Genomic DNA, 13,395 nt, shown 5'->3' on the forward strand with positions numbered 1-13,395 from the left:
CAACCCACCCCCTGTCCAGATACACAACCGCCCGCGACCACCCGCCTGCCCACACGCGGAACCGGCCGCGGAGAACCACCGGTCGCTACTCGCTCCACCACTCGATGTCCAGCCCGTCGGGCGCGTCGACCACCCGCAGGCACGCGTATGCCCCGTCGGCCTCGATGTCCAGCACGTTCCAGGTGGTGGTGGGCAGCCACTCGACCACCGCGAGATCCTCCCAGGGCCCCTCGGCCGCTCCAGCCCCCTGGAACCTGGTCCCCCGCACCGCGTCCAGCGCCCGCCACACCGGCTCCGGCCACTTCCCGCCCACCGCCCGCGCGCCGGTGGGCACCGCAGGCCGGAAACGCACCCGCCGGATACGGACGGGCTCGGCCAGCGCCACAACCGCCCCCACCCCGCCGACCCACCCCACCTCACCGACCGCCTCCAGCCCGCCGACCGGCCGCAGCCCCCTGACCGGCTGCACCTCACCGCTCGGCCCCACCTCACCAACCGGCCGCTGCGGCGCGTTTCCCGGGCAGGGCAGCGCGTCCACCACCGACAGGTAGTCGTCCACATCGGCCAGACGGGGTCCGCCCCACAAGCGGTCGGCCAGGACGGCGAGCGGGCGGGTGGCGTACCAGCCGAAGTAGGTGTCGGGTTGTTCCTCGGCCCAGTCGGCCCACACGCACAGCTGGTAGCCGCTGATCTGGGAGGGGGCCCAGTCGTGGTAGAGGTGGCGGGGGTCGGCGGTGACGTAGTTGACGCCCATGCGGTTGCCCGGGGCGGTGCGTGGGGTGATGTAGTGGCTGACGGCCGGGGCGGCGATCACGTCGTAGCCCGCGTCGGAGAAGGCGCGGACCTCGGCTTCGGTGTCCGGCCAGGCGGTGAGGCGGATGTCGCGGTCGGGGCTGATCCGGTGGGTGCCGCCGGAGGCGTACTCCCACCAGTTCCACATCTCCGGCCGTTTGCCATGATCCCGGACGACCTGGGCGAGCTCGTTGACGAAGGCGATGAGCGCGTCGCTGGGGCCGTGGTCGGGGTGGATCGAGCGGGCGTACGCCACCAGGGCGGGGGCGGCCGACAGGGCGGGCTCGACCGGCCACTCGTCGGCGCCGATGTGGACGGCGGGGGTGTCGAAGGCGGCGCAGAACGCGGCCAGCAGGCCCTTGATCCACTCGCGGTTGGCCGGCCGGGTGACGTCCATGGTCCAGGCGTCGGTGGCGTGCCCGGTCCAGTGGGCGCCGTCGTTGAGGGCGGAGTCCGCCGGACGCAGCTCGGGACGGCGGGCAATGAGGTGGGAGGCATGCGCGGGCAGGTCGATCTCCGGCACCGCCTCGATGTGCAGCGAACGGGCGTAGCCGATCAGCTCGGTCAGGTCGTCGATGCTGTACGCGGGCTCGGTGGCCAGGTCCTCGTAGCCGGGCAGGCGGACGCGGAAGCCGTTCCACTCGGTGAGGTGGAGCTGGAGGCGGTTGTAGCCGAGCCAGGCCATCCGGCGTACGAAGCGGCGCAGGTAGGCGGGGTCCCAGTGGCGGCGGCCGAGGTCGAGCATGACGCCGCGGACGGCGACCGCAGGGCCGTCGGTGATCGTGAGCTTGGGCAGTTCCGGGCCCGACAGCAGCTTCAGCACGGTCTGCAGGCCGTAGAAGGCGCCGGCCGGGTCCGAGGAGCGCACCTGGACCCGGTCGGCGATCTCCAGGACGTAGGACTGCGGCGGGATCGCGGGGTCGGTGGCGAGTTCGAGGTCGGCGCCGCGTACACGCTCGGGAAGGGGCAGCCCGGTCGCGGCGCGCAGTTCGGCGAGCAGCGGCCCGGCGCCGGGGCTGATCGTGGCGTGCGGGCCGAGGCGCAGGCGGGCGCCCGCGGCGCTGAGCCGGTGGGGGGTGGGAACGAGCGGGATCACACACTCTCCGTAGATCGGGATGCCGTGCGAATGACCTTAACCTTGGTTTCCGGGCATCCGGCACTTCACCGGGAACATCATTTCGCGCACGATGGAAGTCCCTCTGACGTAAGGAGTGCCCCATGGCCGTGCACCCGCTTGCGATGGTCACCGCCGACGAGGTCCAAGCCGCGCGCCGCATCCTGGGTACGGCGGGGCACCTCGGCCCGGACGTGCGCTTCGCCTACCTCGGCCCGGAAGAACCCGCCAAAGCCGACCTGCTGGCCCACAACCCGGGCGACCTCGTGGACCGGCGGCTGCGCGTGCTGCTGCTCGACCGGTCCACCGGCGCCGCCTCCTCCCTGCTCGTCTCCGTCACCCGCGGCGTCGTGGACCACGTCGAGAAGCTCGACCCGGCCGTGTCGGGCCAGTCGCCCATCATGGTCGAGGAGTTCGAGGCGGTGCAGCGCATCCTCGACGACGACCCGGCGTGGGGCAAGGCGCTGGCCAGGCGCGGCCTCACTCCGGAGACCGTACGCGCCTGCCCGCTGTCGGCCGGGCACTACGCCTACCCGGAGGAGTCGGGCCGCCGCGTCATCCGCAGCTTCGGCTTCCACCAGGACCACGAGCACGACCACCCGTGGGCCCACCCGGTCGACGGCCTGGTCGCCTACGTGGACCTCGTCGCGGGCACGGTCATGAAGGTGATCGACGAGGAGCTGACCGAGGTGCCGCGCGAGCCCGGCAACTTCCAGGACGCCGGCTACACCGGCCCCGCCCGCACCAGCCTGCGCCCCATCGAGATCACCCAGCCGGAGGGCCCCAGCTTCACCGTCGAGGACGGGCTCGTGCACTGGGAGAACTGGAGCCTGCGCATCGGCTTCAACGTGCGCGAGGGCCTCACGCTGCACCAGATCAGCTTCCGCGACCAGGGCCGCGACCGGCCGGTCATCCATCGCGCCTCGATCGCCGAGATGGTCGTCCCGTACGCCGACCCGTCACCGGTGCGGTTCTGGCAGAACTACTTCGACCAGGGCGAGTACCTCTTCGGCCGCTTCACCAACTCCCTCGAACTGGGCTGCGACTGCGTCGGCGAGATCCACTACACCGACGTCGTCGTCGCCGACGAGCAGGGTGAGCCCGCCACGATCCGCAACGCGATCTGCATGCACGAAGAGGACTACGGCGTGCTGTGGAAGCACTCCGACATGTTCGCCGGCTCGAACGAGACCCGCCGCCAGCGCCGCCTGGTGATCTCGTTCTTCACCACCGTCGGCAACTACGACTACGGCTTCTACTGGTACCTCTACCTGGACGGCACGATCGGCTGTGAGTGCAAGGCCACCGGCGTGCTGTTCACCTCCGCCTACCCGCCCGAGGGCCGCGAGTACGCCGCCCAGGTCGCCCCCGGCCTGGCCGCCCCCTTCCACCAGCACCTTTTCTCCGCCCGCCTGGACATGGCGGTCGACGGCCACACGAACGCGGTGGACGAGATCGACGCCGTGAGCGTGCCGATGGGCGAGGGCAACCCGTACGGCAACGCCTTCGCCCGCCAGGTCACCCGCCTGGCCACGGAGAGCCAGGCCCAGCGCCTGGCCGACCCGTCGCGCGGCCGCGTCTGGCAGGTCGTCAACCCGCAGGTCACCAACCGCCTGGGCGCGCCGGTCGGCTACACGCTCATCCCGGAGCCGCGCCCGACGCTGCTGGCCGACCCGGCCTCCTCCATCGCCGCCCGCGCCGCCTTCGCCACCCGCCACCTGTGGGTCACCCGGCACGCCGACGACGAGCGCTTCCCGGCCGGCGACCTGATCAACCAGCACCCGGGCGGCGGTGGCCTGCCCGCCTGGACCGCCGCCGACCGGAGCCTGGACGGCGAGGACATCGTGTTGTGGCACACCTTCGGCGTGACGCACTTCCCGCGCACCGAGGACTGGCCGGTCATGCCGGTGGACCACATCGGGTTCTCGCTCAAGCCGACCGGCTTCTTCGACCGCAACCCGACGCTGGACGTGCCCCGCTCGACCGGGGGGCACTGCCACCCGGAGTAACCAGCCACGTGGTGAAGCTGCTCCTGGGTCCAGCGGCCCAGGAGCTCGCCGTCACACCTGGATGCGGCGCTCCACCGCGTCGACGATCTCGGCCACGGCCACCTCGACCGGGACGCCGTTCTTCTGCTCGCCGCTGCGGTAGCGGAAGGAGACCGCGCCGGCGGCGATGTCCTCGTCACCGGCCAGCAGCATGAACGGCACCTTGGCCTTCTGCGCGTTCCTGATCTTCTTCTGCATGCGGTCGTCGGCGCTGTCGACCTCGACCCGGATGCCGCGCTCGCGCAGCTTCTTGGCGACGTCCTGCAGGTAGGCGATGTGCGCCTCGGCGATCGGGATGCCGACCACCTGGACCGGCGACAGCCACGCCGGGAAGGCGCCCGCGTAGTGCTCGACGAGCACGCCCATGAACCGCTCGACCGACCCGAACAGCGCCCGGTGGATCATGACCGGCGTCTGCCGCGAACCGTCGGCGGCCTGGTATTCGAGGCCGAAGCGCTTGGGCTGGTTGAAGTCGAGCTGGATGGTCGACAGCTGCCAGGTGCGCCCGATGGCGTCCTTGGCCTGCACCGAGATCTTGGGCCCGTAGAAGGCGGCGCCGCCGGGGTCGGCCACGAGCTCCAGGCCGGACTCCTCGGCCGCCTGCCGCAGCGACTCGGTGGCCTCGTCCCAGTCGGCCTGCTCGCCGATGAACTTGTCGGAGTCGTCGCGGGTGGACAGCTCCAGGTAGAACTCCTCCAGGCCGAAGTCGCGCAACACACTCAGCACGAAGGCCAGCAGCGACTTGATCTCGTCGCCCATCTGCTCCTTGGTGGTGTAGATGTGCGAGTCGTCCTGCGTCATCCCCCGTACGCGGGTCAGGCCGTGGACCACACCGGACTTCTCATACCGGTAGACCGAGCCGAACTCGCACAGCCGCAGCGGCAGCTCCCGGTAGGACCGCCCGCGGGCCCGGAAGATCAGGTTGTGCATCGGGCAGTTCATCGGCTTGACGCGGTACTCGGTGCCGTCGAGCTCGAAGGGCGGGAACATGTCCTCGCCATACCAGGGCAGGTGCCCGGAGGTCTCGAACAGCGATGACTTGGTCAGATGCGGCGTGTTGACGAACTCGTAGCCCGCCTCCAGCTGCCGCTTGCGCATGTAGTCTTCCATCTCCTTGCGGATGATCCCGCCCTTGGGATGGAAGACCGGCAGCCCGGAGCCGAGCTCCGGCGGGAAGCTGTACAGGTCGAGCTCGGCGCCGAGCCGCCGGTGGTCGCGCTTCTCGGCCTCCTCCAGCAGCTTGAGGTAGTCGTCCTGCTTGTCGCGGGACTCCCAGGCGGTGCCGTAGATGCGCTGGAGCTGCGGGTTCTTCTCGCTGCCGCGCCAGTAGGCGCCGCCGGTGCGCATGAGCTTGAAGGCCGGGATCGACTTGGTGGAGGGCACGTGCGGCCCGCGGCACAGGTCCTTCCAGCACAGCTCGCCCGTCTTGGGGTCGAGGTTGTCGTAGATGGTCAGCTCCGCGCCGCCGACCTCGACACTCGCGTGCTCGTCGGCAGTGTCTGCCGCACGTGCTCCTTTGAGCCCGATGAGCTCCAGCTTGTACGGCTCAGCCGCCAGCTCGGCCCGCGCCTCGTCGTCGGAGACCACGCGGCGCGAGAACACCTGCCCCTGCTTGACGATCTCCCGCATGCGCTTCTCCACGCGCTTGAGGTCGTCGGGGTGGAAGGCCTGCGGGACGTCGAAGTCGTAGTAGAAGCCGTTTTCGACCGGCGGGCCGATGCCCAGCTTGGCCTCGGGGAACAGCTCCTGCACCGCCTGCGCCATGACGTGCGCGGTGGAGTGGCGGACGATGGCCCGCCCGTCGGCGCTGCCGACCTCGACCGGCTCGACCACGTCGCCGGGCACCGCGTGGGCGGCCAGGTCGCGCAGCTCGCCGTTGACCCGGGCGGCGACGACCGAGCGGCCGTCGGCCTCCAGCGCGTCGCCGTACGTCGTGCCGGCCGCGACCACACGCTCGGCTCCGGCGAGGGTGATGCGTAGCTCGGCTGACACGGTGACTCCCTTGGATGACGGTGAAACGGGTGCACCGAATGCTATCGCGGGTCGAAGCCCAGCCTGGTCAGCTCCTCCCGGCTGCCGTGGAAGACGTTGCGGTCGAGCGGGCTGTTGGAGTGCTGGTGGATCGTCCATTGGGTCCACGGTCCCGGCACGATCGGCTGGCCGCGCGGCTGCTGGGGCGAGGCGATCCACAGCGGGTACTCGCCCAGGCCGGCGCAGTTGCCCGACTTGGCGAACCACAGGAAGGTGTAGATGAACGGCCGCACGCCCGCCTCGCGCTCGATGAAGCGGCACCAGCGGCGCGCGTAGCGTGCCACCCGGTCGGGCGGCAGCCCGTCGTTGGTCTCCAGGTCGAGGGCGATCAGGTCGCCCCTGCGCAGGCCGCCGGCGGCCTGGACGGTGCGCAGGAAGTGCCGGGCGTGCTCGGCCGGATCGCCCTTGGGCCGCCCGAAGTGGTAGGCGCCGCTGACGATCCAGCTTTCGCGCATGCCGTTCCAGTTGCGGCGGAAGAACCGGTCGCTCCAGTCTCCGCCCTCGGTGGCCTTGGCGAAGGCGAAGGCGACGCCCGACTTGGCGTGCGCGCCCCAGTCCACCGTCCCCTGCCAGTTGGACACGTCGATCCCATGCAGCAAGCGCTTCACCGCGCCCCTTTCGTCGGCGCGGCGAAGCCCGTCCTGCCCTGCCTGCCGCTTCGCCCGCTCACCTTGCCGGATCTTATTGAGCCATACTCCGGCCGACCCTGCGCCGCGCCGTACGCCCTATTGAACTAGGCCCTTGAGGAACTGTCGCGTACGTTCCCGCCCGGAGTACTCCGAGGCGATGAAGTCGGTGACGCCCGCCTCGGCGAGCTGCCGGATCTGGGCGTGGACGGAGTCCTCGTCGCCGACCACGGCCACGTCGCCGGGGCCGCCGGCGCCCTCCTTGTCGAGCATCGCCCGGTAGGAGGGCAGCTGACCGTACACCGAGAAGACCTCCTCGGCGCGCGCCCGCGCGGCGGCGGGGTCGTCGGTGACGCAGACGGGCAGGGCGCAGACGATGCGCGGCGCGGGACGGCCGGCCTCCCGGGCGGCGGCGGTCACGGCGGGCGCGACGTGCTCGACGACGGTCTTGGGGCCGGTCATCCACAGGACGGTGCCGTCGGCGACGGCGCCTGCCAGGTGGAGCATGCGGGGGGCCAGGGCGGCGATGAGGACCTGCAGGCCACGCCCGGGGGTGCTCAGGCGCACGTCGGCCTTGAGCGTCTCGCCCTGGAAGCTGACCTCGCCGTCGCGCACCAGCGGCAGCAGCACCGACAGGTACTCGCTCATGTGGCGGGCGGGCTTGTCGTAGCTGTAGCCGTACATGTTCTCGATGACGATCTTGTGCGACAGGCCGATGCCCAGCGTCAGGCGGCCGCCGAGCGCGGCGTTGGCGGTCAGCGCCTGCTGGGCGAGGGCGGCCGGGTGGCGCGGGTAGGTCGGCACGACGGAGGTGCCGAGTTCGAGGCCGGGCGCGTCGCCGCCCGCGGCGGTCAGGGCGGTCAGCGCGTCGAGGCCGAAGATGTTGGAGATCCAGGCCGAGGCGAAGCCGTCGGCGGCGGCGCCGGCCAGGCGCTCGCGCAGTTCGGCGATGGGGTCATCGCCCCTGGGCTCATTGAGGAACAGTCCGATCCGCATCGCTACCGAACTCCATTCTAGTTTTTCCGGCCATCATAGGCTTGCTTCCATGACCCACGATCGCGCAGGACAACCCGCTCAGCCGGCCGACCTGGTCGACGTCTCCCGGCTGGTTACCGCCTACTACGCGCTGCATCCGGATCCCGGAGATCCCGCTCAGCGCGTGGCGTTCGGCACCTCAGGGCATCGCGGGTCGGCACTGAAGAGCGCGTTCAACGAAGATCACATCTTGGCGACCAGCCAGGCCATCTGCGAGTACCGCGCGGCGCAGGGCGTGTCGGGGCCGCTGTTCCTCGGCATCGACACGCACGCGCTGTCCGAGCCCGCCCGGGTCTCGGCGCTGGAGGTCTTCGCCGCCAACGAGGTCGAGGTGCGCATCGACAGCCGCGACGGCTACACGCCGACGCCGGCCGTCTCCCACGCCATCCTCACCCACCCGGGCTCCGACGGGGTCGTGGTCACGCCGTCGCACAACCCGCCCGCCGACGGGGGCTTCAAGTACAACCCGCCCAACGGCGGTCCCGCCGGCACCGACGCCACCGGGTGGGTGCAGGAGCGCGCCAACGCGCTGCTCGCCGAGGGTCTCAAGGGGGTACGGCGGGTGCCGTACACCCGGGCTCTTGAGGCGGAGACGACCCGCAGGCACGACTTCATGGGCGCGTACGTCGACGACCTGCCCTCCGTCTTCGACCTCGACGCCATCCGCGGCGCTGGCGTGCGCATCGGCGCCGACCCGCTCGGCGGGGCCAGCGTCGCCTACTGGGCCGAGATCGCCGAGCGGCACCGGCTCGACCTGACCGTGGTCAACCCGCTCGTCGACCCGACCTGGCGGTTCATGACCCTCGACTGGGACGGCAAGATCCGCATGGACTGCTCATCCCCCTACGCGATGGCCTCCCTGATCGACAACCGCTCCCGCTACGACATCTCCACCGGCAACGACGCCGACGCCGACCGGCACGGCATCGTGACGCCCGACGGAGGGCTGCTCAATCCGAACCACTACCTCGCCGTCGCCATCTCCTACCTGTACGAGCACCGCACCGGCTGGCCGGGTGACGCCGGGGTCGGCAAGACCATGGTCAGCAGCAGCATGATCGACCGGGTGACGGAGTCGCTGGGACGGCGGCTGATGGAGGTGCCGGTCGGGTTCAAGTGGTTCGTACCGGGGCTGCTGGACGGGTCGCTCGGGTTCGGCGGGGAGGAGAGCGCGGGGGCGTCGTTCCTGCGCCGGGACGGCTCGGTGTGGACGACCGACAAGGACGGGCTCATCCTGGCGCTCCTGGCCGCCGAGATCCTGGCCGTGACCGGGTCCTCGCCCAGCGAGCACTACGCCAAGCTGACCGAACGCTTCGGCGCGCCCGCCTACGCCCGGGTGGACGCGCCCGCGACCCGCGAGGAGAAGGCGGTGCTGGGCAAGCTGTCGGCCTCCCAGATCACCGCCCGTTCCCTGGCCGGCGACCCGATCACGGCGGTCCAGACCGAGGCGCCGGGCAATGGTTCGGCGCTGGGCGGGGTGAAGGTGTCCACCGACCACGCCTGGTTCGCCGCCCGCCCCTCCGGGACCGAGGACGTCTACAAGATCTACGCCGAGTCCTTCAAGGGCCCCGACCACCTGGCCGAGGTCCAGGAGGAAGCCAGAGCAGTAGTCTCCGCCGCCCTGACCCAACGCAACCCCTAGCGGAAACCCCCTTAGCGGCAACACCCGCGCGGCGGCCACCCCGGAAGGGGGCCACCCCGGAAGGGGGCCACCCCGGAAGGGGGCCACCCCGGAAGGGGGCCACCCCGGAAGGGGGCCACCCCGGAAGGGGGCCACCCCGGAAACCCGAGGGTTTAGACACCGATGGTGGTGGGGCCGCCTGGATCGGGGGGTCAGGGGGTGTTGGTGAGGATGCGGTCGTCGTCCTTGACGGCGGGGAAGGAGCCGGTGTCCACGATGCCGTGCTCCTGGTACAGGGCCTCGATGATGGCGTGCGCCTGCGGCTCGAGCTTCCACAGCGCACGCCACTCCCGGGCGGTGCCGACCGCGATGCCGACCTCCTGCGCGATGTCCACGGTGCGCGGCACGATGCGCTTCTCGATCTGCCGGTCCCAGTACCTCCGGGCGGCGCGCATCAGCCGGGCCCGCTCGGCCGTGTCGAGCACCTGCGGCGTCGCGTCGAACACGTCGTCGTCCTCGTCGTCGTGGAGCTGGGTCAGCGCGGGCGGCAGGGCGCGGGCGGGCACCGGCTGGTGGTCCTGCTCGGGTTCCCACGGCACCCGCGGGTCGGCGTCGACGAGCTTGGAGGTGTTGTACAGGGCGGCGATCTGGGCCAGCAGCGCCTCCTGACGCTGCGGGTCGACGGCCAGGCCGGTGTGCTCGACGGCCTGGTCCATGGCCTTGTCGAGTTTGGCCAGCGCGACGCGTACCTTCCGCTCGGAGCCCCCGCCCTCGCGCAGCGCCTTGGCGCGTTTGGCGGCCAGCGCGACGCGGGTGAGGCGGCGGTGGGCGTCGACCTCGCTGGCGGTGCGGTCGCTGACCTCGGCCAGGCCCATGCGGACGAGCAGCCGCTCGGGGGTGAGGCGCCAGTTGATGCGGCCGGTGCCGCGGATGCGGTGCCGTTCGATGGCCATGCCGCGCTCCCACAGCCAGGCCGCGACGAGCGGCGCGGCCAGGCGGAAGATGGCCTCGGGCAGGCTGCGCGCGTCCATGCTGGAGAGCACCGCGGTCAGGCAGGTCAGCGCCCATACGGCGATGCCGTCGATGCCGGCGGAGAAGTTCTCGCGCATGTTGCGTCTGGCCCGGACGGCCGAGGTGATGATCGCGACCTCGATGAAGGCGAACAGCAGAAACCGCAGCGGCCCGTCAAGCCCGAGTACGTCACCGGAGAAGCGCCACATGCCCTGCGCCGACACGCCTGTGGCGATGCACGCGGCCACGACGGTGAGGACGTCCTCGATCGGCCGTGGCGAGATGTAGCGGGTGAACAGCCACGCTCCCGCCCGCCAACCGATCTTGATGAGCATGAAGGCCAGTGCGAGCGCGATCAGTCCCAGCACAGAGATGATCACGGTCACGACCGGCTTTTCCGCGACAAAAGCGGCGATTTCCTCAAATGGGGGCATCAGTCACTGTCCGTCAGGTTGGATGTCCGACTGTATACAGCGAGATCATCGCAGAATGTCGCCCTCTTGTACGCCAAACCGGTCTCGCCCCATCATTTTCTCCCGTCACAGGAGGTGCACGGTACCCAGAGTGCCGTCCACCCGGATCCGCGCCCCGTCCGGGATCGCCGTCGTCGCCCCGTCCACCCCGACGACGGCGGGCAGCCCCAGCTCACGGGCCACGACCGCGCCGTGCGTCATCATCCCGCCCACCTCCAGCACCAGCCCGGTCACCGCCGCGAACAACGGCGTCCACCCCGGATCGGTGTACGGCGCGACCAGGATGTCCCCCGGCTCCAGCCGCGCGTCCTGCGGCCGCAGCACGACCCTGGCGCGTCCCTCCGCGCTCCCCGCCGACACCCCCTGCCCGGCCAGCGCCCCCTCCCGCTCCGCCGCCCGCGCCACGGCGACGGCCTCGCCGTCGCCGGTCAGCACCCTGGGCGGGCGCAGCAGCTCATCCGCCGCGTGCGCCGCCCGCCGCTCCTTCACGGGTACGGCGGGCCGACCCCCGGCCAGCAGGTCGAGCAGTTCCCCGAGCGTCAGGTAGTCCACGTCGTCCAGGGTCTCCAGCACCCCGTTCGCCACCAGCTCAGCCGCCTCCTCGCGCACCGCCGTCCCGAAGACGTCGAACAGCCGCACGGTGAAGTACTTGTCGTGCTCCCGAAGCGCCAGCAACTCCCGGTAGACCCGCACCACCCGCGCCATCACCACCGCCTTGGCCCACCCGCCCCTGGTCGCCAGGAGGCGGCCGCGCAGCCGCCGCGCCGCCTGCGCGACTTCCCGCTCGCCGTCGCGGAAGCGTCGCCGGTGCTCCCCCGGCCCGGTCGTCTCGACGTTGGCCAGGATCCCGGCGAACAACTGCTCCGGCTCCTCCCGCCACCGCGTCCTGGTGAGGTCGATCTCGCCGGGGGCGCGCATGCCGTACCCGCGCAGGAAGTTCTCGAAGGCGCGGGTGAACTCGCCCTCGGGCCACACCAGCGGGCGCGGCGGGTCGCGCAGGAACGCGAGCACGGCGGGGCGGTCGCGGGCCAGGTCGGCGAGGTCGCCGACGGCGAGGCCCATCTCGGTGGTGACGTTGCCGGGCAGCGACTTGGTGAGCGCCGGCAGTTCGGCGTCGTCGCCCAGCCAGCGCCTGCTCAGGGCGGCGGCGACGGCCCCGGCCAGCATGCCGGCGACGGGCTTGAGCAGCACCTCGGCGTACATGCGGATCGGCACGTGGCGCATGGTGCGCTGGATGCGGCGCACGCGTTCGGCTCCGGTGCTCGCGCCGATCTCCGCCCCGGCCACGCGCAGTGTGTGCGCGATGAATGCCTCCGCCTCCACGCGGGCGGCGCCGGGGCGCAGCAGGCTCCTGGCGATCCTGGCGAAGGTCCAGGCGGCGAAGCCGGCGACCTCCAGCTCGGCGCGGAGGCCGGCCCTGCGGTACTCCGGCCGCTGCGCCACCCGGGCGAGCGCCGCGGCGGCCTGCTCGTCCATGCCGGCGAGGGCGCGGAGCAGCAGCGGCCGTCCGAGGCGGGTGGCCAGGACCCGGGTGACGTCGATGTACAGGCGGCCGCCCGCGGGCACCAGGTAAGGGCTCTCCTGCCCGATCGCCGAGCCGCCGAAGGGGAAGAACGTGCGCAGAACCGAACGTCCGAGCGGTTTGATGGCGTCGGTCATCATCTGCTGGTGGCCGAAGGAGAAGTACACCCTCGGCCCCCGCCCCTCGGGAACGGGGAACAGCGAGGTGATCGGCCGCGACTGCACGATGTGGAAGCGGCCGCGCGCCCAGGTCCACTCGACGTCCTGGGGTGTGCCGAAGTGACGCTGGACGCGCCCGCCCAGCTCGGCCAGCGCGCGGATCTCGGCGTCCGGCAGCGCCTGTCCGCGATCGGTGCTTTCGACGGTACGCGTGCCGCCGCCGGGCAGCGGTTCGATCGACAACTTCTTGCCGCCGAGGACGCGGCCGGTGACGACGCCGTGCCGTACCCGATAGAGGTCGGCGTCGACCAGCCCGGACACGATCGACTCGCCCAGCCCCCACGAGGCGTTGACCACGATGTCGCGGCGGTCGCCGGAGACCGGGTCGGCGGTGAACATCACGCCCGACACCTCGGGCTCGACCATGTGCTGCACGACGACGGCCAGGCGGACCCCCCGGTGCCCAAAGCCGCCGCGGGCGCGGTAGGCGATGGCGCGGTCGGTGTAGAGCGAGGCCCAGCAGCGGTGTACGGCGTCGAGGAGCTGATCGCGGCCGACGACGTTGAGGAAGGTGTCCTGCTGTCCGGCGAAGGAGGCGCCGGCCAGGTCCTCGGCGGTCGCCGACGAGCGCACGGCGTAGGCGCGCCCGGCGCCCGCTTCGTCCCAGGCGGCCAGGAGCTGGGTCTCGACGTCCGGCGGCATGGGCAGACCCATCAGGTGGCCGCGCACCCGCGCGCCGACGTCGGCCAGCGCCGTGAGATCGGCATGGTCAAGCCCGTCCAGCTCGTCATGGAGGCCGTCCATGCCGTCGCCGACAAAGGCCGCGAAGGCATCGGTGGTGAGACAGAAGCCCCCGGGCACCGGCAGACCGGCACGGGTCAGCTCGCCGAGAGCGGCGCCCTTGCCGCCCACCCGTTCACGGTCCGGCTCCTCGAAGGTCGCGATGAAGGGGTACGGCATGCCG

At 71.6% G+C, this 13,395-nt stretch carries 8 protein-coding genes; 2 read left to right on the plus strand and 6 right to left on the minus strand.

The genetic code is table 11. The features are described from left to right. Nucleotides 1-85: 85 nt before the first annotated feature. Complete coding sequence (locus HNR40_RS56290) at nt 86-1,888, minus strand: family 20 glycosylhydrolase (protein WP_184961915.1); 1,803 nt, start codon at nt 1,886-1,888, stop codon at nt 86-88. Nucleotides 1,889-2,010: 122 nt separating this feature from the next. Here HNR40_RS56290 and HNR40_RS15975 point away from each other — a divergent pair, with 122 nt between their 5' ends. Then, on the plus strand, nt 2,011-3,915 hold the full coding sequence (locus tag HNR40_RS15975; RefSeq protein ID WP_184961917.1) for a primary-amine oxidase: 1,905 nt from the start codon (nt 2,011-2,013) through the stop codon (nt 3,913-3,915). Nucleotides 3,916-3,966: 51 nt separating this feature from the next. Here HNR40_RS15975 and thrS read toward each other — a convergent pair whose 3' ends face one another. The 3 genes from thrS to HNR40_RS15990 all read right to left on the minus strand — a co-directional run bounded on the left by thrS (nt 3,967) and on the right by HNR40_RS15990 (nt 7,607). Next, nucleotides 3,967-5,946, minus strand: coding sequence for a threonine--tRNA ligase (gene thrS / locus HNR40_RS15980; protein WP_312896376.1), 1,980 nt, complete (start codon nt 5,944-5,946; stop codon nt 3,967-3,969). Between the two features lie 41 nt (nt 5,947-5,987). Then, entirely contained in the window at nt 5,988-6,593 is a 606-nt protein-coding gene (locus tag HNR40_RS15985) for a glycoside hydrolase family 25 protein (RefSeq protein ID WP_184961921.1), read from the minus strand. 117 nt (nt 6,594-6,710) lie between these two features. Beyond that, nucleotides 6,711-7,607 carry a TIGR03564 family F420-dependent LLM class oxidoreductase gene (locus HNR40_RS15990; protein WP_184961923.1) on the minus strand — a complete coding sequence of 299 codons (897 nt, stop codon included), beginning with the start codon at nt 7,605-7,607 and terminating at the stop codon, nt 6,711-6,713. 49 nt (nt 7,608-7,656) lie between these two features. On the opposite strand from HNR40_RS15990, the gene pgm reads away from it, so the two are divergent. Then, nucleotides 7,657-9,288, plus strand: coding sequence for a phosphoglucomutase (alpha-D-glucose-1,6-bisphosphate-dependent) (gene pgm / locus HNR40_RS15995; RefSeq protein ID WP_184961925.1), 1,632 nt, complete (start codon nt 7,657-7,659; stop codon nt 9,286-9,288). A gap of 191 nt (nt 9,289-9,479) precedes the next feature. On the opposite strand, the gene HNR40_RS16000 is transcribed toward pgm, so the two are convergent. Together HNR40_RS16000 and HNR40_RS16005 are read right to left on the minus strand one after the other, a co-directional pair. After that, the gene (locus HNR40_RS16000; protein WP_312896377.1) at nt 9,480-10,664 is read right to left on the minus strand and encodes a hypothetical protein; all 1,185 of its coding nucleotides are present in this window, start codon (nt 10,662-10,664) and stop codon (nt 9,480-9,482) included. A gap of 153 nt (nt 10,665-10,817) precedes the next feature. Further along, nucleotides 10,818-13,391 carry a phosphoenolpyruvate synthase gene (locus HNR40_RS16005; protein WP_184961930.1) on the minus strand — a complete coding sequence of 858 codons (2,574 nt, stop codon included), beginning with the start codon at nt 13,389-13,391 and terminating at the stop codon, nt 10,818-10,820. Nucleotides 13,392-13,395: the final 4 nt, after the last annotated feature.

The organism is Nonomuraea endophytica (assembly GCF_014203235.1).
GTDB classification, from domain to species: domain Bacteria; phylum Actinomycetota; class Actinomycetes; order Streptosporangiales; family Streptosporangiaceae; genus Nonomuraea; species Nonomuraea endophytica.